General features: G+C 62.8%; 14 protein-coding genes. 8 read left to right on the forward strand and 6 right to left on the reverse strand.

All coding sequences use genetic code 11. From position 1 onward, the window contains the following. Positions 1-143: 143 nt before the first annotated feature. The 3 genes from BLO80_RS29900 to BLO80_RS09990 form a co-directional block, all read right to left on the reverse strand. Complete coding sequence (locus tag BLO80_RS29900; protein ID WP_092327774.1) at positions 144-4,826, reverse strand: dermonecrotic toxin domain-containing protein; 4,683 nt, start codon at positions 4,824-4,826, stop codon at positions 144-146. Between the two features lie 108 nt (positions 4,827-4,934). Further along, the gene (locus tag BLO80_RS09985; RefSeq protein ID WP_060741988.1) at positions 4,935-5,654 is read right to left on the reverse strand and encodes a FadR/GntR family transcriptional regulator; all 720 of its coding nucleotides are present in this window, start codon (positions 5,652-5,654) and stop codon (positions 4,935-4,937) included. 281 nt (positions 5,655-5,935) lie between these two features. Continuing rightward, positions 5,936-7,672, reverse strand: a complete 1,737-nt coding sequence (locus BLO80_RS09990; RefSeq protein WP_092198223.1) for an IlvD/Edd family dehydratase — start codon at positions 7,670-7,672, stop codon at positions 5,936-5,938. Positions 7,673-7,865: 193 nt separating this feature from the next. Between BLO80_RS09990 and BLO80_RS09995 the strand changes: the two genes are divergently transcribed. From BLO80_RS09995 to BLO80_RS30220, 8 genes are all read left to right on the forward strand, one after another. Continuing rightward, entirely contained in the window at positions 7,866-9,188 is a 1,323-nt protein-coding gene (locus BLO80_RS09995; RefSeq protein ID WP_092198226.1) for an MFS transporter, read from the forward strand. 157 nt (positions 9,189-9,345) lie between these two features. Next, positions 9,346-10,338 carry an AraD1 family protein gene (gene araD1 / locus BLO80_RS10000; protein WP_092327775.1) on the forward strand — a complete coding sequence of 331 codons (993 nt, stop codon included), beginning with the start codon at positions 9,346-9,348 and terminating at the stop codon, positions 10,336-10,338. 12 nt (positions 10,339-10,350) lie between these two features. Continuing rightward, positions 10,351-11,931, forward strand: a complete 1,581-nt coding sequence (locus tag BLO80_RS10005; protein ID WP_092327777.1) for an aldehyde dehydrogenase (NADP(+)) — start codon at positions 10,351-10,353, stop codon at positions 11,929-11,931. 84 nt (positions 11,932-12,015) lie between these two features. Then, complete coding sequence (locus BLO80_RS29905; protein ID WP_175459478.1) at positions 12,016-12,162, forward strand: hypothetical protein; 147 nt, start codon at positions 12,016-12,018, stop codon at positions 12,160-12,162. 5 nt (positions 12,163-12,167) lie between these two features. After that, the gene (locus BLO80_RS10010; RefSeq protein WP_175459479.1) at positions 12,168-12,464 is read left to right on the forward strand and encodes a DUF5629 family protein; all 297 of its coding nucleotides are present in this window, start codon (positions 12,168-12,170) and stop codon (positions 12,462-12,464) included. Further along, the gene (locus BLO80_RS10015; RefSeq protein WP_092327780.1) at positions 12,451-13,626 is read left to right on the forward strand and encodes a lactonase family protein; all 1,176 of its coding nucleotides are present in this window, start codon (positions 12,451-12,453) and stop codon (positions 13,624-13,626) included. Before BLO80_RS10010 ends, BLO80_RS10015 begins: the two co-directional genes overlap by 14 nt. 156 nt (positions 13,627-13,782) lie before the next feature. Beyond that, positions 13,783-13,962: a hypothetical protein gene (locus BLO80_RS10020; protein ID WP_003202673.1), complete on the forward strand. Its 180-nt coding sequence runs from the start codon at positions 13,783-13,785 to the stop codon at positions 13,960-13,962. 175 nt (positions 13,963-14,137) lie between these two features. Continuing rightward, the gene (locus tag BLO80_RS30220) at positions 14,138-14,263 is read left to right on the forward strand and encodes a hypothetical protein (RefSeq protein ID WP_256573475.1); all 126 of its coding nucleotides are present in this window, start codon (positions 14,138-14,140) and stop codon (positions 14,261-14,263) included. 34 nt (positions 14,264-14,297) lie between these two features. On the opposite strand, the gene BLO80_RS10025 is transcribed toward BLO80_RS30220, so the two are convergent. Genes BLO80_RS10025 through BLO80_RS10035 form a run of 3 tightly spaced genes read right to left on the reverse strand, consistent with a single transcriptional unit; the run spans position 14,298 to position 19,779 of the window. Beyond that, complete coding sequence (locus BLO80_RS10025) at positions 14,298-14,900, reverse strand: glutathione S-transferase (RefSeq protein ID WP_092327782.1); 603 nt, start codon at positions 14,898-14,900, stop codon at positions 14,298-14,300. Continuing rightward, complete coding sequence (locus BLO80_RS10030; RefSeq protein ID WP_092327783.1) at positions 14,897-18,538, reverse strand: AAA family ATPase; 3,642 nt, start codon at positions 18,536-18,538, stop codon at positions 14,897-14,899. Before BLO80_RS10030 ends, BLO80_RS10025 begins: the two co-directional genes overlap by 4 nt. After that, positions 18,535-19,779, reverse strand: a complete 1,245-nt coding sequence (locus BLO80_RS10035; protein ID WP_092327785.1) for an exonuclease SbcCD subunit D C-terminal domain-containing protein — start codon at positions 19,777-19,779, stop codon at positions 18,535-18,537. Before BLO80_RS10035 ends, BLO80_RS10030 begins: the two co-directional genes overlap by 4 nt. Positions 19,780-19,992 lie beyond the last annotated feature (213 nt).

The following is a 19,992-nucleotide window of genomic DNA, read 5'->3' on the forward strand; positions in this document are numbered from 1 at the left end:
CCCATGTGGGAGCGAGCTTGCTCGCGATAGCGGTGTGACAGTCAATGAAGGTATTGAATGTCCGTCAGCCATCGCGAGCAAGCTCGCTCCCACAGTTTTTTCGCGCTCAGCGACTGATCACTCCAGCCTGCAAGCCCTGGCCATCAAGGCGCCAAGGGCAAGAACTTGCTCTGCGCCAACGACTTGCTGAGCTGTCCTCGATGCACGTTCACCACCGCATAAGGGCTGGTGGCCTTGGCCAGCAGTGAGTGGTAGTGCTCCTTGCGTTGTTCCTTGGTCTTCAGGTGCGCGACGCTGAAATTGTCCTTCGGTGTGTCAGCCGTTTCGTAGTGAAAATGCGCATACCAGAGGGGGAAACCATCACGGTCGTTGATGGCGTATTCCTGGAGGAAATCCTGCCGGCTTCCTTTCAAGGCCTTGCGATCCCCAAGCCGTGCGACTTGTATCAGGTTCTTTTCGAACAGGAAGCGAAGGTTGCCGTCGGTAGGCGGCAATTGCAGGCTCAATTCGGTGCGCAGGGCACTGCCCTTGGCGGTCAGGCTGGAGACCGCGTCTGACAACTGTTGGCCCAGTGCCTGGTCTGCCGGGGTACGCGGGGTTTGTGCGGCGGTGAACGCCCGGTCGAGTTCCTCGGCAAGCTTGCGAAACCGACTCGCCTCATTGTTCATGATTTCCTCGATTTCCTGAGGATGGCGGCAGTGTTTCTTGTAGCTTTCAGCACGGCGCAGACGTTCGTCCAGCTCATCGAGCATTTCGCGCACATCGCCCTTGATCGCCTTGACCGATCTCGTCTTGGGCGCCGGGGTCGGTTTGCGTATATCGACGGCATCCCACACATCGTCGTGACGCGAGTAGGTGGACAATAGCGTATCGTTGAAACGCAGCTCGACGACTTCAATCGGCAGGGCCGTGCCGGCCGGCTTCAAGTCACCGATCAGGACGCCTCTGTTGCGGGTCCTGATCACCTTTTTCTGTGGGCGTCCGGCGGGCACTCTGGACTGTTTTGGCGCACGCCTGCGCGGCTTTGGCTCGGGCTTGATTTCTGCGGCGAGTTTGCTGGAGACCTCCTGATACAGGCTGTCGACCAGCTTGAGTAACCTGTCGAAATAGGCTTCGTTGAGGTGGTCGAGGTAGAGGGTCTTGATCCCCTGCAAGGCATCCAGGGACTTGCCGTACTGCTCGGTCAGGCTGGTCAGCACCTCAAGCTGTTCCGAAGCGGGGAGCTCGTACATCCGCAGTTCGCAATGAGAGCGCACTTGTTCCCCCAAGGGCACGACGATGTGCAGCAGGCTCTCGGACAGGTTGGAACTGGAGTTTTTGACCGACAGCATCGGAAGCGTAACGAATTGCATGGCTTTGCTGCTGATTGAATTTATCTCATCGAGCGGCCGGTCTCGGGTGAGGCGCTCGAACGCCTGGGCGCCGGCCTCATCCAGATTCAATAAGCGCTCAAGAAACTCGTCCTTGAGTTCCAGCCAATGAATCGCCTGATCATTGAGGTCGCTCATGGTGTCGAGATACTTCAAGTAGGCCGGCAGGTTCGTGATGACAGCCTCCATCTGATTGATATCCCCTTGGAACTCAGGATGGGCATTGATGATGGCCGTGCGTTGATTTTCGGTGACGATGACGGCTTTGCGGGCATTGTTCACCACGTTTTCCATCATCCCGCGCAGGTCAGTAGGGGCAATTGCTATGCCCAGGCTGGCGCGTTCGGGCGCGCTGTTCACCAGCTTCAGATAAAGGTCGGTCTGTTCCTGGAGCAGGTCATAGTACACTTTGCGTTTCGCCGTGCGTTGTGCCTCGGTATAGTTCGCTCCGCTATCGAGCCTGATCATCACTTCCTGGGCCACTTGCAGGGCTCTGCCTCGAGCTGCGTCTCCCTTGACCACCTGATTGTATTCCTCTTGTAGTACCCGCCTTCGCTCCAGATTGAGGTCGCGCTGTGCTTGCAACCGTTTGGGGGGCGAGCCGCCCAGCAGGCGCAGACGAAGATCGAGGAACCAGTGGCCCTGGCTGTCGGTTTTCAACGGCGGACCGTTTCGACTGGGGTCGAGTGGGTCGACGATGGTCGCGCTGCCGTCCGCTTCAGGGTTGACCTGATACAGAACGTCTTCCACCTCGGCATGCCATTTTTTGTCGATCACATACAAACCCTTGTACGGACCATATCCGATGGGTTCGGGCATTGCCGGAGGGCGCGATGCCTGCAAGCGCAGCAACCGGGTGCGTTGTTCCGATGTCAGGCGCTGGCCGGCGCTGGCGAAACTGAAGTCCAGGCGTCTACTGGCGGCTTCGGCGTGGGCGCCAGGCACGGCGATGGTGCCCTCCGCCACGGTGGGCGGCGCTGGCACCGGCCACTGCTCGGCAACGGTGCGTGGCGCCGGAGGACGCATGGCTTGCTCCTTCAGCGATGGGGCCAGCGCCGCACGGGTGACCGGCGCATGACCGGTGGGCAGTTGGCTTACCAGCATGGCCAGGTTGACGAGCAGATCGACGGCGGCCAGCTCCCGTGCCACCGGGTCCTCGCTGATCAGGGCCGGAATGTCCTGTCGGGCGCTGGCCATCAGGTTCCATAGCCAGACGGTGGTCATGACCGGGCCGCGCAATAAAGGGAACAGCAATGTGTTGAACAACAGGCTGCCGCCCTGGAGCAACACGGCCCAGCGGCTCTCGCTATTGGACACCGAGTTCCGGTCGGCCTGGGCGACCAGGGCCTGGGCATTGCAGCCATAGAGGTATTGCATCAGCTCGCCGTTGTGCAGCGCTTGCAGCAGTTCGCCGTGAATGTCCTGCGTGGCGAGTGTGGCCGGGGCGGGTTTGTCGGGGACGTTGAACTCGTCACCGGGAAAGAACCGCACGATGTGTGGCTCCAGGAAACCGCCGTTGGCGTACACCGGGCGGGCGGCGTCGGACAGCCAGGTCAGGACGCTATCCTGCAGGTCCCCGGCCGCGGCAATGGCCTGAAACAGCGCCTCCCGTGTCGGGAACTCTTGCAGCGCAGGGGCATAAAGCGGCCGATACAGCAGGTGCGGGCCGGTCGTGGCGTCCTGCGCCTCGATAAGGAACATGTTGGTCACGGTATCGGGCTGGGCCTGGGGCTTGCGCATCAAATCCAGATGGCGAATGACCACCGGGCGACCGTTGACCCGTTGGCTCGCCGCGTCAGGTTGGAGAACCGCTTCCAGCAGGCGCAGGCCTTGGACAGTCATGCCGTTTTCGTTGTCCAGCCTCTGTTTCAGCGCGTCGAGGACCAGTTGCGCAGGGATCTGTTCGGCGAACATCCGTTGACGGCTCTTTGCCTGGGGCGAGTTACCGAGCAGGTGCTGTTGCAGGTAGCGAGGATAGGCCGTGCCAATGTCGACCTGTTCGACCAGCCCGGTCACGAAGTCCGGGGTCAACCAGGTCGGCAGCGTCAGGCCCAGGCGATGGCTGAGCGTGAAGTGGCCGCTGGGGCGGGCGACGAGATTGTGGATGGCCAGTTCGGTCAGGCTCATCTGCCGCTTCTCGCTGAGGCCGATGGTCCCGGGGTAGCCTGCGGAAACGGTGAAGTTCAGCAGCACATCGTCGGGTTGGTATTGGCTCGATGGCACCTTGCCCGGGCTGCTGTCGTTCGTTTGCTTCATGGCGCTGGACAAGGCACTGGCGGTAAAGGCCTTGATGTCCTCGATGTCGCTGAGGAAGGTCTGGCCCTCGTGGCGTTTTTTGGCACTGGCCAGGGCCAGGCTGTAGTGCTGAAGCGTCGTCTGGTCGGCGATGGCGCTTTTTTTCAGCCAGCGGGGCAGCAAGGGAGCCAGGCGTGCCGAGGTTTGCGGCGAGAGTCGGGGGGCTTCCAGCAGGTAGCGAGCCGGGTCGCTCAGGTCGTTATAGAGGTTTTTCAGGTTTTGCAGGCCGATCCCGGCGGGCAACTGCACAGCCTTCAAGTCGGCCAGTTGTTGCTCCAGCAGCATCGCCGCCTGGCTCTCGAAGACGTCGCCGCTTATCTCATAGCGCTGGCAGGTGACGGTGTCGACGCTGTAACGGCTGGCGATCGATGCGCCCCAATGCCGATTGAAGGCTTCCAGGGAAGCAAAGGATTGCACGGCGCTGCCGGGGTTGCACAGCAGGACGTCGGTGGTGCCTTTCGTGGCGCGGACCAGGAGGATCTCGCTGCCGACCAGTACGGTGCTGGTGGTGCCCCGGGTGATCCGGGTTTCCAGGTTGTAGGCGTACACAGGCGCCTGTGGGTCGAGACGAAAGCGTCGCTCCCGGTCCGGCCAACGGACGACCTGGTCAAGGGCTTCGCGGGCTGTGTCAGCGAGCCCGGGCTGTTGCAGCCCGCGGATGCTCAGCATGTTCCTCAGCACATCGCTGAGCCAGCGCCAGCGGTTGCCGTGGCTGTTCGCACCGGTTGCGTCCATGTCGTCGCCCCAGTAACGGACCAGCGCATCCTCCAGCCCGAGCGGTACGCTCCAGGCCAGTTCCAGCAGCGAGTGCTTGATGACCTGGATGTCCACTTCCTGGTAGCCAGCCCGGAGCCGGTGCGGCGGGGTGTCGGAGAGAAAACAATCCAGGTTGCCCTGTGGGCTGAAATCCACGGGTGTGCCAACGGCCAGGTGATCGAGCACCACGGGCATGAACGGCTGGAATTGCCAGGCGCGTCCGGTGGCGTCCGGAGTCGCCAATTGGACGGTGGAGAGGTCGATGTCCAGCCAGGAGTATGTTCGCTTGATAGCCTGTTCGAGCATGCGTTGCACGATCTGTTCGAAGGTCGGGTGGTTGGCGAATTGCAGGCTGACGCTTTGCGTCAACGCGGGGATGGCGTCTGCGGAGGAGGGAGCGGTCATGAGAAGTCCTTTTCACAAAACATGGCCGTCGGGATGACGGCGAGAAAAGTATCGGCTTCTCTGTCCGGTGCGGGTGGTACATAAATACCACCCACAAGTCTGACCTTATCAGGCGGGGTCGTTGCCCAGCACGACGTTCAGCGCGCTACGGGCATCGTCCAGTTGCACCAGGGTCGCGTGGCGGGCACCGAGGGCATCGCGGTTCTCGATGGCGGTGAGGATCGCCTTGTGGCGCGGCATCGCCAGCTCGTGCAGGTTGGGCCGCTGGTTGGAGTGCTTGAGGGCTTCGGCGATGGCCACCGACAACATGTTGCAGAGGTTGGCGAGCAGGTCGTTGTGGGTGGCGTCGGCGATGCGGCTGTGGAAGTCCAGGTCCGGTTGCAGCACGGCCTCGGGGGTCGGGGCTGCTTCCATGCGTTGGTAGGCTTCACGGATGGCGGCGATGTCGGCCTCGTCGGCGAACTGGGCGGCGAGGGCGGCGGCGGCCGGCTCGATGATGCTGCGCACGCTGGTCAGCAGGTTGAAGAATTCATTCTGCGGGCTGCTCTGCATCAGCCAATGCAGCACATCCGGGTCGAGCATGTGCCATTCCCGCCGGGCCTTGACCACCGTGCCCACCCGCGGACGCGAATACACCAGGCCCTTGGCGACCAGCACCCGCGTGGCTTCGCGCAGCACCGGGCGGCTGACCGCATACTCTTCGCACAACAAGGCTTCGGCGGGCAATTTATCGTCCGGTTTGAAGCGTCCGGAAACGATCTGCATGCCCAGTTCCTGGACGATGCGCGCGTGCATGCTCTTGCGGTCGGAGGGTTTACGGTAATCCATGGGGCGCGGCGCGATCCTGTGCGAGGGGGGTGTTGCGCATGATAGCAGGCGTGGCGGATATTCATCAGGCCAAACCCTTGGGCCTGGTGATCTTGTGGCGAGGGAGCTTGCTCCCGCTCGGTTGCGCAGCGACCGCCGAGGGGCCTGCTTCGCAGTCCAGCGGGAGCAAGCTCCCTCGCCACAGTCGGTGTGATAGCCAACTTTGGATGGTGTCTGTTACACCGCTATCGCGAGCAAGCTCAGCTCCCACAAAAACTCGCTCCCACAGGGGATGGATGGGCTCAGTGGGAGTGGCGTGGTACTTCGGCGCCGCGGCAGCCCACCAGGAAGTCGAAGTCACAACCCTGGTCCGCTTGCAACACGTGGTCGATGTACAGCTGGCGATAGCCGCCCACCAGCAGTTGCTGCGGGGGAGCGATGTCGGCCAGGCGCGCGGCGAGTTCGGCGTCCGGGATGTCCAGGTGCAGGCGGCCGCTGGCGCAATCGAGCTCGATCCAGTCGCCTTCCTTCACCGCCGCCAGAGGTCCGCCGGCCGCTGCTTCCGGTGCCACGTGCAGCACCACAGTGCCGTAGGCGGTGCCGCTCATGCGCGCATCGGAAATCCGCACCATGTCCGTCACGCCCTGGGCCAGCAGCTTGGCCGGCAAACCCATGTTGCCCACTTCGGCCATGCCCGGATAACCCTTGGGCCCGCAGTTCTTCATCACCAGGATCGAGTTGGCGTCCACGTCCAGTTCCGGGTCGTTGATCCGGGCCTTGTACTCGTCGAAGTTCTCGAACACCACAGCGCGACCGCGATGCTGCATCAGTTCGGCGGTGGCGGCGGACGGCTTGAGTACCGCCCCCAGTGGCGCCAGGTTGCCGCGCAGCACGCAGATACCGCCGTCGGCGCGGATCGGGTTGTCCAGGGTGCGGATGACTTCATCCTGGCCGTAGATCGGTGCGTCCTTGGTGTTCTCGCCGATGCTCTTGCCGTTGACCGTCAGGGCATTCGGGTTGGGGATCAGGTTGGCTTCGCCGAGACGCCTCAGTACCGCGGGCAGGCCGCCGGCATAGTAGAACTCTTCCATCAGGAAGCGCCCGGACGGTTGCAGGTCGACGATGGTCGGCATGCCGCGACCGATGCGGGTCCAGTCGTCCAGGTCCAGCTGCACGCCGATGCGTCCGGCAATGGCCTTGAGGTGGATCACCGCGTTGGTGGAACCGCCGATGGCGGCGTTGACACGGATGGCGTTTTCGAAGGCTTCCTTGGTCAGGATCTTCGACAGCTTGAGGTCTTCACGGACCATTTCCACGGCGCGCATGCCGGACATGTGAGCCAGCACATAACGCCGTGCATCCACCGCCGGAATCGCCGCGTTGTGGGGCAGGGAGGTGCCGAGGGCTTCGGCCATGCAGGCCATGGTCGAGGCCGTGCCCATGGTGTTGCAGGTACCGGCCGAGCGGGACATGCCGCCCTCGGCCGCGAGGAAGTCGTCGATGGTGATGGTGCCGGCCTTGACCTGTTCGCTCAATTGCCAGACCACGGTGCCGGAGCCAATGTCCTGGCCCTTGTGTTTGCCGTTGAGCATCGGCCCGCCAGTGACGACGATGGCCGGGACGTCGCAACTGGCGGCGCCCATCAGCAACGCAGGGGTGGTCTTGTCGCAACCGGTGAGCAGTACGACGCCGTCAATCGGGTTGCCGCGAATCGCCTCTTCGACGTCCATGCTCGCCAAGTTACGAGTGAGCATGGCGGTGGGGCGCAGGTTCGATTCGCCGTTGGAGAACACCGGGAATTCCACTGGAAAGCCCCCAGCTTCGATCACGCCGCGCTTGACGTGCTCGGCGATCTGCCGGAAGTGCGCGTTGCACGGCGTCAGCTCCGACCAGGTGTTGCAGATGCCGATGATCGGCTTGCCGTGAAACTGATGGTCGGCGATGCCCTGATTTTTCATCCAGCTGCGGTACATGAAGCCGTTTTTGTCGGCGGTGCCAAACCATTGGGCCGAGCGCAGGGAGGGTTTCTTATCAGACATGATCGATTCTCTTATTGTATGACTATATTGTTCGAGCTTGAGCGTAACATAAGCGCAAATTGCGCGCTTTGGAAGTGTTGTTGGGTAAATAGTATTACTATATAGTCCGATTCAACGGAGGGGTTGTCCTGGCGGTCATTCGCGAGAGAAATCCCCCGAGGTTCCATAACAACAACAATCGGAGACCGGTCCCATGAGCCAGGAATTGCGGCTTATTCGTCGCATCACGCTGAAACTGATTCCTTTCCTGATCCTGCTGTACCTGATCGCCTACGTGGACCGCTCCGCGGTGGGCTTCGCCAAGCTGCACATGGGCGCCGACATTGGTATTGGCGACGCCGCCTATGGCCTGGGTGCCGGGCTGTTTTTCATCGGTTACTTCCTGCTGGAGATCCCCAGCAACCTGATGCTGGAGCGCTTCGGTGCCCGGCGCTGGTTCGCCCGGATCATGATCACCTGGGGCGCCATTACCATCGGCATGGCGTTCGTGCAGGGCCCGCATAGCTTCTATGTGATGCGCTTTCTGCTGGGCGCGGCCGAAGCCGGGTTCTTTCCGGGCGTGCTGTACTACATCACCCAGTGGTTCCCGGTGCGCCATCGCGGCAAGATCCTGGGCCTGTTCATTCTGTCCCAACCCATCGCGATGATGATCACCGGCCCCGTGTCCGGCGGCTTGCTGGGCATGGACGGGATCCTCGGCCTGCACGGCTGGCAGTGGCTGTTCATCGTCATCGGCCTGCCGGCGGTGCTGCTGACCTGGCCGGTGCTGCGTTACCTGCCGGATGGTCCGCAACAAGTGAACTGGATGGACCAGGCCGAGAAGGACTGGCTGACCGGTGAGCTGAAAAAAGATTTGCAGGAATACGGCCAGACCCGCCACGGCAATCCGCTGCATGCCCTGAAGGACAAGCGCGTCCTGCTGCTGGCGCTGTTCTATCTGCCGGTGACCTTGAGCATCTACGGCCTGGGCCTGTGGCTGCCGACGCTGATCAAGCAGTTCGGTGGCAGCGACCTGGTGACCGGCTTCGTCTCGTCGGTGCCGTACATCTTTGGCATCGTCGGCCTGCTGATTATTCCCCGCAGCTCCGACCGCTTGAATGATCGCTACGGTCACCTGGCCGTGCTCTATGTATTGGGCGCCATTGGCCTGTTCCTCAGCGCCTGGTTGTCGGTGCCGGTGTTGCAACTGGCGGCGCTGTGCCTGGTGGCGTTCGCGCTGTTTTCCTGTACGGCGGTGTTCTGGACCTTGCCGGGGCGTTTCTTTGCCGGCGCCAGTGCGGCGGCGGGTATTGCGCTGATCAACTCGGTGGGCAACCTGGGCGGTTACATCGGGCCGTTCGTGATCGGTGCGCTGAAGGAGTACACCGGCAACCTGGCCTCGGGCCTGTATTTCCTGTCCGGTGTGATGGTGTTCGGCCTGGTGTTGACCGGCGTGGTCTATCGCCTGCTGGAGCGCAAGCATGTGCTGCCGGCGGATCAGTTCGCCGCCAGCGCCCGGGGGGCGACGCGTACCTGAAATTTGAAGGCTGAGATGAGCAGTGTGGGAGCGGGCTTGCCCGCGAAAGCGGTGGGTCAGCTTGCATCAATGTTGAATGTACCGCCGTCTTCGCGGGCAAGCCCGCTCCCACAGGTGATTGACGGTGTATTTAAGTATTGTTTACAGGGAGAACATCATGCGTTTAGTTCAGTTCGAATTGAGTAACGGCGAGCGCCGCGTCGGTGTGGTCGAGGGCGATCAGGTGCGCGAAGTGCAGGGCGTCGGCACCGTGCGCGAGCTGGCGCTGGCGGCCATCGAGGCGGGTGTGAAACTTGAACAGCAGGTCGATAGCCTGGGCCTGGGCGCCGGTCATGATTACGCACAGCTGCTCGCTGAGCTGCGCATCCTGCCACCGCTGGACCATCCGGACCCGGCGCACCTGTTAGTCAGCGGTACCGGCCTGACCCACCTGGGCAGCGCCTCGGCCCGGGACAAGATGCACCAGCAAGCCGGCGACGAAGCGACCATGACCGACACCATGCGCATCTTCAAGTGGGGCGTGGAGGGCGGTAAACCTCAGGCCGGGCAGGCCGGCGTGCAACCGGAATGGTTCTACAAGGGCGACGGCAGCATTGTGGTCCGCCCGGGCCATCCGTTCCCGCTGCCGCCCTTTGCCGAAGACGCCGGCGAAGAGCCGGAAATCAGCGGCCTGTATGTCATCGGCCATGACGGCAAGCCCTATCGCCTGGGCTTCGCCGTGGGCAACGAGTTTTCCGACCACGTGATGGAACGCAAGAATTACCTGTACCTGGCCCACTCGAAATTGCGCAGTTGCAGTTTTGGCCCGGAACTTCGCGTCGGTGAACTGCCTCAACATCTTTCCGGAACCAGTCGTATCCTGCGCAATGGCGAAGTGCTGTGGCAGAACGAGTTCCTCAGCGGCGAGGCGAACATGTGCCACAGCCTCGAGAACCTGGAGTTCCACCACTTCAAGTACAGTCAGTTCCTGCGTCCGGGGGACGTGCACGTTCACTTCTTCGGCACCGCGACCCTGTCGTTCGCCGACGGCATCCGCACCCAGCCGGGGGATGTGTTCGAAATCAGCCAGGCTGAATTCGGCGCGCCGCTGGTCAACGGCATTGCCCCGGTAGACGCGGTGTTCAACCCGGGTACTATCGGCACACTTTAAAGGAGACTTGCGATGAACCAGATCCTTGGCCACAACTACATCGGCGGGGCGCGCAGCGCGGCCGGCCAGACCCGCCTGCAAAGCGTCGACGCCAGTACCGGCGAGGCCTTGCCCCATGATTTCATCCAGGCCACGGCCGAAGAAGTCGATGCGGCCGCCAAGGCCGCGGCTGCGGCTTATCCGGCCTACCGGAGCCTGAGCGCGGTGCGCCGGGCCGAGTTCCTCGAGGCCATTGCCGATGAACTGGACGCCTTGGGCGATGAATTCGTGGCCGTGGTCTGCCGTGAAACCGCGTTGCCGGCGGCACGGATCCAGGGCGAGCGCGGTCGCACCAGCGGCCAGATGCGCCTGTTCGCCAAGGTCTTGCGCCGAGGCGATTTCTACGGCGCGCGCATCGACCGGGCATTGCCTGAGCGCACGCCGTTACCGCGTCCGGACCTGCGTCAATACCGCATCGGCCTGGGGCCGGTGGCGGTGTTCGGCGCCAGTAACTTCCCCCTGGCGTTTTCCACTGCCGGTGGCGACACGGCGTCGGCCCTGGCGGCCGGTTGCCCAGTGGTGTTCAAGGCCCACAGCGGCCACATGGCGACGGCCGAGCACGTGGCCGATGCGATCATCCGCGCGGCGGAAAAAACCGCGATGCCGGCTGGCGTGTTCAACATGATCTACGGCGGTGGCGTCGGCGAATGGTTGGTCAAGCATCCGGCGATTCAGGCTGTGGGCTTCACCGGGTCCCTCAAGGGCGGGCGTGCCCTGTGCGACATGGCGGCCGCACGGCCGCAGCCGATTCCGGTGTTCGCCGAAATGTCGAGCATCAACCCGGTGATCGTCTTGCCGCAAGCGCTGGAAACCCGCGCCGAGAGCGTCGCTCGCGACTTGACCGCCTCGGTGGTGCAGGGCTGCGGTCAGTTCTGTACCAACCCGGGCCTGGTGATCGGCATCCGTTCGCCGCAATTCACCGCCTTCACCCAGCAAGTGGCGTCGCTGATCGGCGACCAGGCGCCCCAGACCATGCTCAACGCCGGCACGCTGCAAAGCTACGGCAAGGGCCTGCAGAAATTGCTGGCTCACCCGGGCATCGAGCACCTGGCCGGGCGTGAGCAGCAGGGCAACCAGGCCCAGCCGCAACTGTTCAAGGCCGATGCCAGCCTGCTGATCAACGGTGACGAGGCGCTGCAGGAAGAAGTGTTCGGCCCGACCACGGTGTTTGTCGAAGTCGCCGACCAGGCGCAACTGACCGCCGCGCTGAACGGCCTGCACGGCCAACTGACCGCGACGATGATTGGCGAGCCGGCGGATTTCGAACGGTTCAGCGAATTGACCCCGCTGCTGGAACAGAAGGTCGGCCGCATCCTGCTCAACGGTTATCCGACCGGGGTCGAGGTGTGTGATTCGATGGTCCACGGCGGGCCTTACCCGGCGACGTCCGATGCCCGGGGTACGTCGGTGGGCACATTGGCGATCGATCGCTTCCTGCGCCCGGTGTGCTTCCAGAACTATCCCGACAGCCTGCTGCCGGAACCGCTGAAGAATGCCAACCCGCTGGGGATCCTGCGGTTGGTGGATGGGGTGCCGGGGCGCGAGGCGCTCTGAGGATCGCGGTGGGGCAGTTGCATTGAGGGTTGATGGGCTGCCGCCATCGCGAGCAAGCTCGCTCCCACACTGGATCTTTTATGAATGCAAGATTTGTATTCGCTGAATCCTAATTGTGGGAGCGAGCTTGCTCGCGATGGCGATCGCCCGGTCAACATCGCTTCTGAAGTGATGGCCCAAGGTCCACTCGCCCATTGGGTTATCATGGCTACTTTCCCAATGACCGACTGATTACCATGACTGCCGTAACCAACACCCTGCTGCATGCCCTCGAAACCTGCGACATGCTGATTATCGACGAGCTGCATGCGTTCGATTTTTCCCTCGACGAGCAGGATCAGTTGCACGTCGAGTGCATGAACGGCCGTACCCTCGAGCACTGGCGTTTCACGCCGGCGCAAATGCAGGCCGCGACGTTCGACAAGGCCTCGAATCGCTGGATCATCACCAGTGACTCCGGTGACCACCGTCTGGAATGCGTGGAAGCCACCAGCGGCCACGACGATGAGGATGACGAAGATGAAAATGCGTAGGCTCTGGCCATTGTTGATGGCCGGCAGCGTGGGTGCCATGGGCGTCCAGGCGGATACCAGCGAGCGCCATCAAGTGCTGGTGGGTTCCTACACCGCCGGCCAGAGCCAGGGCATCTATCGGTTGCAGTTCGACAGCCGCACTGGCCAGCTCGATGCCAACCCGTTGCAAGTGATCAAGACTGACAATCCTTCATGGCTGACGCTGTCCAGCGACATGACCCGGCTGTTCGTGGTCAATGAAAACGGTCCGGGCCAGAAAGACCCGGTGGGCAAGGTCAGCAGCTACGCCATCGACCCGAAGACCCATGCCATCAGCCTGATCAACCAGGTGCAATCCCTGGGCAACGAACCGACGCATTCCAGCCTCAGCGGCGATGGCCGGCATCTGCTGGTCAGCAACTATTCGGTGCTGGAAGACCCGGGCGGCACCCTGGCGGTATTGCCGGTGGGGGCCGACGGCAAGCTGTCGCCGGTGGTGCAGTTGAGCAGCCATCAACCGAGCCGGGTCAATCCCGAGCGGCAGATGTCGGCCCACGTGCACTCGGCGGTCTCGTCGCCCGATGGCAAGTACGTGTTCGCCAACGACCTGGGGGCGGACAAGGTGTTCATCTACCGCTACGACCCCAAGGCCAATCCCGAGCTGCCGCTGACTGCCGCCGATCCGGCCTTCGTGCAATTGCCACCTGGCAGCGGACCGCGTCACCTGCTGTTCAGTGCTGACGGCAAGCACGCCTGGCTGACCATGGAAATGAGCGCGCAAGTGGCGGTGTTCGATTACCAGGACGGCCGCCTGACCCAGCGCCAACTGGTCGACCTGGCCGCCGGCAAACCCCAGCCGGGCAGGGCGGCGGCTGCGCTGCATGCTTCCAGGGACGGCAAGTTCCTCTACGTCAGTAACCGTGGCACCACCAACGAAGTGCTGGTGTTCGCCATTGACCCGGCTGCGGGCACGCTCAAAGAGCTGCAGCGGCGCTCGGTCGAAGGCGATCATCCACGGGAGTTCAGCCTCGACCCGAGCGGAAAATTCCTGCTGATTGCCAATCAGAAGAGCAACCAGATCGTGGTGGTCGAGCGCGATCCGAAGACCGGCCTGCTGGGTAAAACCGTGCAGAAACTGCCGATGGATGCGCCGAGCGACTTGAAATTCATCGTGCGTCAATAGAGCGCAGGCCTTGTTTTTCAAGGCCTGCGCCGTTGTATCAACGAGACTGATATTCGCTAGTACTACAAAGCATTTCAAAGCGAGACGCCTCGGCGCGTAAGTTTGCTTCACGGCCCAACCGGGCAAGTCAGCCAACTGAATCCGAGGTCTACCACCATGAATCTGAATCTCTTCTCCGTGATCGCCGCTTCCGCCATCTCTGCCACCGTGGCGCTGCCCGCCAGTGCCAGTGTCGAGATCAGCGACAAGAAAAACCGTACCCAGAGCTACACAGAGAAATACCTGCAACAAAGCGCCAACTTCTATGCGGCGCTGGACCACAAGACCCAACACTGAAATCTCGCGCAACGACTGAAGCCTGCGATCTTTTCATCTTCACCGAACACCGGGTGAAAGAGAAAAGATCGCAGGCTTCGCCGTTTCTGGAAAAAATCCAGCTGTAATATCACTTGGCCATGTGTTTAAATTTGACGCTGACAAATTGACTCCTTTGCGGACAAGGATCGACACCATGGCAATGCGTCTGGCAGTGATGTTGCTGTTTCTCTACTCCACGCCGATTGTCTCGGCGGCCCAACCGGATACCGGTGAGTTGGAAGTGGCGCGGGAGCGATTGCTGAGTTTTCTGCACGATTGATAGGGGCAGGGGCTGGTTGCTTTTGTGCAGGGCGTTACTTGGCCATGATCGCCACGAACAGCTCCGACGCCAGGAACCTCTGCAGCCAATCCTGTAGCCGAGGATAGGGCGCCTGGGCAAACCACTCGCGGTCGACATGGGCGAACTGGCGCACGAATGGCAATAGCGCCACATCGGCCAGGCTCTGGTGATCCGCCGCCAGGAATGACCGCGTTTCAAGTAACCGCTCCAGCCTGCCCAGGAACACCTCGCCCTCGGCCCGATAATGCTCCATCGGTTGTTCAGGGTAACGCTCGGGGTACTTGTAGCGATTCAAATGCAGCTTGAACACCTGGTCGTTTTCCTCGATCAACGCCGCCGTCAACGCCTGGCCGTCGGCGTTGTCCCGTAGCCGCCAGTCTTGCGGGTCGTGCTGGGCCAAGGCCCAGTTCATGATCTCCAGGCTTTCATCGATCACCCGGCCATCGACCTGCAGCACCGGCACCGTGCCTTTGCTGGAGAGGGCGAGCATCTCGGCGGGCTTGGCCTTCAGGCTGATTTCGACAATCGCCACGTCGACCGCGCTGTAGCGCAAGGCCATGCGCGCCCGCATCGCATAGGGGCAGCGGCGGAAGGAATAGAGCGTGGCGCGGCTCATTTCACCTCCACGGTGCTCAACCCGTTGCCCTGGCGTCGCACCTGGATCTGCACCGGGATCCGCTCGTGCATTTCCTGCACGTGGGAAATCACCGCGACCTTGCGGCCTTGGGCCTGCAAGCCGTCGAGGGCATCCATCGCCAGTTGCAGCGATTCGGGGTCGAGGCTGCCGAAGCCTTCATCGATGAACAGCGATTCGATCTTCAATGTGCTGGACGCCATCGAGGCCAGGCCCAAGGCCAGGGCGAGGGAGACCAGGAAGGTTTCGCCGCCGGACAACGAATGCACCGAGCGCAGTTCATCCCCCATTTCCGTGTCCATCACCAGCAGACCGAGCATGCTGCCGCCACGCTTGAGCCGGTAGCGGCGCACCAGTTGCCGCAATTGGGCATTGGCGTGATGCACCAGCAAGTCGAGATTGTAGGCCTGGGCCAGCTTGCGGAAGCGGTCGCCGGTAGCCGAGCCGATCAGGGCATCGAGGCGTGCCCAGCGCTGGTATTCGGCGTAGGCCTGTTCGATCTGCTGGGCCAGGGCTTGGTTGGCGTTCTGCCGGCGCTGGTCCTCGGCCTGTTCGGCACGCAGTTCGGCGCAACGCTGTTCGCTGACGGCGAATTGAGTTTGCAGTTCGGCGAGGGCTTCGGCGAGTTGCTCGGGCGCCAGGTTGCCGTTGTGCTGGGCCTGGTGGTTGTGCAGGCGCTGCTCGCGTTCGGTGAGCAATACGCTGGCCTGTTCGATGGCTTTTTCGCTGTTGAGCAAGCGCTGGCGCAACTGGCCGACGTGTTGCTCGTCCAGGCTGAGCAGGGCTTCAAGGGCGGCATCGTCCAGTTCCGGATGGCCGGTGCGCCACTGCGCGATACCCGTGGTCAACGCCTGAAGTTCGTGGTCCAGGGATTGCGCCTGCTCCTGGCGGGCCTTGAGTTCGGCGGCCAGTTGCACAAGGTTGTTGCGCACTTGCTGCAACTGCTGATTGGCCGTCGCCTCGGCCTCCCGGGTCTGTTCCAGGCGCTGTTCGAGTTGTTGTTGCCATTGTTCGGCGCTGAGGTGCTCGCCGAGCAGTTGCGCGAGTTTCTCCTGGCAGGCTTGCTGTTGCTCGCTCAGGGCGCTGAATTGCAGGCGCGCCGCTTCCAGTTGCTGGACGCGGGTCTGTTGGCGGTCCTGCTCTTTCTCCAGGGTCTGCTGGCGCTGGCGTTGTTCGTCCAGTTCGTCGCGCTGCTGTTCCAGTTGCTCCAGACGCTGGGCAATCTGCTGGTCGAGCTGCAGGAAGGTCGCGGCGGGCTCGTTGCGCAAGGCCTGCAAGGTGTCCGCCGGCAGCAGGGCGCTGAAGTGGTTCAGTTCCTCGTCCAGGCGCTGACGGTCGCGGGTCAGTTCTTGCTGCTGGTTGCTCAGGTGGTGTGACGCCTGCTGGGCGGCCGTTTCGGCCTCGCGCAAGCGCTGGCCCAGGCGTGCGGCGTCCTGCTGCAGGGTCAGCAGGGCGGCTTGGCGTTGTTCGTCCTGGCTGATGCGCAGATGCAATTGGCTGTTCTGTTGGGCCAGCCAGGCGTCGCGCTTGCCCGAATCCTGGGCCAGCAGTTGCGCCGACAACGGGTGGGCCTCCAGGCTGGGGGCCAGGCTCTGTTGCTGGCTGGTGAGCTGTTCCTGCTGCTGTTTGAGCTCCTTGAGCTGGGCAATGACCCCGCTGTATTGCGCCCGCAGGTCGATGACTTTTTCATTGAGCCGCTCGACGGCTTTGCGGGCGTTGGCCTCTTCGGCTTCATCGAAGCGTCCGAGGTTTTCCAGCAGGGCTTCGGGCTGATGATAAGGATGCTCGACGCTGCCGCACACCGGGCAGGGCTGCTCGTCCTGCAACTGTGCGCGCAGTTGTTCGACGCTTTCGCTGCGGGCCAGGCGCTGGCGCTCCAGCAGTTCGCGGGTCACGGTCAGGGTCTGTTCGGCGATGGTCAGCTCGGCCTTGGCTTCGCCACCCTCGCGCACCAGGCGGTCACGTTCCTGCAACGCCTGTTGTTGGCGTCGCTCAAGCTCGGCACCTCGTTTGTCCAGCTCTTGCTGACTGGCCCACAGCCGGGTCAGGTCTTCGAAGGCACGCAGTTGCTTGCGGTTGTCTTGCAGCAGGGTGCCAAGCAATTGGATCTGTTCGGCCACGGCCTCCGGCTCGGCGCCGGCTTCCTTGTACAGCACCTCGAGGTCTTGTCGGCGGCTGGCCAGTTCCTCGGCGGCACGGGCGGAGCCTTGCTCCAGCATGGAGAGTTCGGCCTGGCCCTGGTTCAGGCGATTGCCGATCAGCATCAGTTGTTGGAGGCGATCGCGATAGGCGTTCCAGGCGTCGCTCAGCGGTGCCAGGTGCGTGCTTTGTTCAAGCTCGCCGGCGATGCGCTGCAAGCGCTCGGCCACCTGTTTTTGCTGTTCGAGCAAGGTGTCGATGGCGCGCTGGCCTTCGGTGCAGGCTTGTTGCGTCTGGTCCTGGTGCTCGGCGGCCTGGCTGGCGTCCTTGACGAGGCGGGCGAGGGTGCTTTGCGCCTCGAAAGCCTGGCGCAATAACGGCGCGTTGTCGCTGCTTTGTTGCCGGGCCGCGGCCAATGCCAGTTGCGTGACGCCCAGGCCTTTTTCCAGTTCGGCTTGCTGTTGGTGCAGGTCGATTTGCTGCTGGGTGAGCTGCTGGATCTGCGCGGCCAAGGGGTCGAGCTGTCGGCTCAGTTCCGCCTGGCGGATGAACTGATGGCGCTGGGGCGCCAGTTGTTCCAGGCGGGTCAGTTTCAGGCGTTCGTCGGCCAGGGCGTTCCAATCGGCCTGTGCCTGTTGCAGCTGTTCGGCGGCGCTGGCGTGTTCATCCTGCAATTGGCGCAGGTCGCGCAGCCAGGTGTGTTGCTGCTCCAACTGCTTGAGTTGCGCCTGTTGGGCCTTGAGTTGTTGCTGGGCGTCGTTGAAGCGCTGGTCGAGTTCGGCCCGGGCTTCGGGGGCCAGCGGGGTGACACCGGTGGCCTGGTCCTGCAGCTGTTTGTGGGTTTCCTTGGCTTGCTTGGCCTTGTCGAAGGCGCGGCGGCCGAGGCGGGTATACAGGGCGGTGTCAGTGAGTTTTTCCAGCAGTTCGCTGCGATCGTTGTCATCGGCCTTGAGGAACGCGCTGAACTCGCTCTGGGCCAGCAACACGGCACGGGTGAACTGCTCGAAGTTCAGGCCCAGGGCGGCTTCGAGCTGAGTCTTGTATTCGCCTTTCTGGCTCGCCAACAGTTGATCGTTGTCCAGGTCCCGCAGGCTCTGGCGGCTGGCTTGCAACTTGCCGCCGGCCTTTTCCCGGGCACGATTGGCTTCCCAGCGGGCCCGGTAGCGGCGCCCGTCGATACCGCGAAAATCCACTTCGGCAAAGCCATCGCCGGTGCCACGGCGCAGCAGCGTGCGCGGATCGCCCGTGGCAATCTCGCCATCGAGGTCCGGCACCTTGGCATCGCGACCGGTATTGTTGAGGCGCGGCACGGCACCGAACAGCGCCAGGCACAAGGCATCGAGCAGCGTGCTCTTGCCGGCGCCGGTGGGGCCGGTAATGGCGAACAGGCCGGCGCTGGCCAAGGGTTCTGCGGTGAAATCGATTTCAAACGGCCCGGCCAGGGACGCCAGGTTTTTCAGGCGGATCGCGAGAATCTTCATGGTTGCTCGCTCTCCATCTGCACGTCTTGCAACAGCACGGCAAAATCCTTGAGGGTCTGTTCATCTACTTCGTTGCCATAGGTGTCCTGCCAGGCGCGGCTGAACAGTTCCTGCGGGCTGAGTTGATCCAGTTCCACCAGCGTGTTGCCGTCATCGGCACTGCCGGCGCCACCGTTGCCGGCGTACTCGGCGGCAATCCGTACCAGGCGCACGGCCTTGCCTTGCAGTGCGGTTTCGACCTGGTGGCGCAGGTCCGGCTGCGGTTCGTCGAGGCGCACCCGCACTTCCAGCCAGGGCTGGCGCTGGACATCGGCCAACAGGTCGATGTCGGGCAGGTCCTTGAGTTGTACCAGGATCTCGGCCAGCGGTGCCGGGCCCAGGCGTTGCAGGTTGACGGCTCGGGGAATCAGGCGCGGCTCGACCTTGACCAGGGTTTCGCCGTCCAGGGTGATGTCGAGAATCTGATGCTGGTAGCCAATTTCCGAGAATGACAGCGGGATCGGCGAGCCGCTGTAGCGGATACGCTCTTCGCCGTTGACCTTCTGCGGTTTGTGCAAGTGGCCGAGGGCGACGTAGCTGATGCTCGGGCCGAACAGGCTGGCGGGCAGGGCCTCGGCGTTGCCGATGATCAGGCTGCGCTCGGAGTCCTCGGACACCGAACCGCCGGCCATGTGCGCATGACTGATGGCAATCAGCGCCTGGCCTTTCTTGCGCTTGCTGTTGGCCGCGGCGATCAGCCACTCATGCACCTGACCGATACCTCGCAGGTAGTCGTCGCCCAGCTGCGCGCCGGTGACTTCGGCGGGGCGCAGGAACGGCAGGGCCAGGCACCACGCCTTGACCTTGCCCTTGGCATCGGGCAATGGCAACAACAGGCGCTCGACGTCCAATTGGCCGTCGTCCAGCCACAGTACCCGGCCCAGGGCGTGGGTGCGCAAGCGGCGCATCAGCGGCGCAGGCAGCTCGATGCGCGAGCCGGAGTCATGGTTGCCGGCGATCATCACGATGGTCAGGTTGGCGTTTTGCTCATGGGCGCTGACGATGAAGTCGTAGAGCCGCTCCTGGGCTTTGACCGGCGGGTTGACGGTGTCGAAGATGTCGCCGGCGATCAGCAGCGCGTCGGGTTTTTCGTGGGTCAGCTGACGCAGCAGCCAGTCGAGGAAGCAGGCGTGTTCGAAATCGCGTTCCTGACCGTGCAGGTTTTGCCCCAGGTGCCAGTCGGAGGTGTGAAACAGACGCAAGGCAAACTCCAGAAAACAGATGATGGCCGCGATGAAGAGAAGGGCGGCTAAAAGAAGGAGAGTTTACTGGGAAACGGGGGGGAGGACTTGTTCAACTTCATGGGATCTATTTGAACACGACCTTGTGGCGAGGGAGCTCGCTCCCGCTCGATTGCGCAGCAATCGCAAAAAGGGGCCGCTGCGCAGCCCAGCGGGAGCAAGCTCCCTCGCCAC

Origin of the sequence: Pseudomonas sp. NFACC56-3 (genome assembly GCF_900100025.1) — a bacterium.
GTDB lineage: Bacteria > Pseudomonadota > Gammaproteobacteria > Pseudomonadales > Pseudomonadaceae > Aquipseudomonas > Aquipseudomonas fluorescens_AA.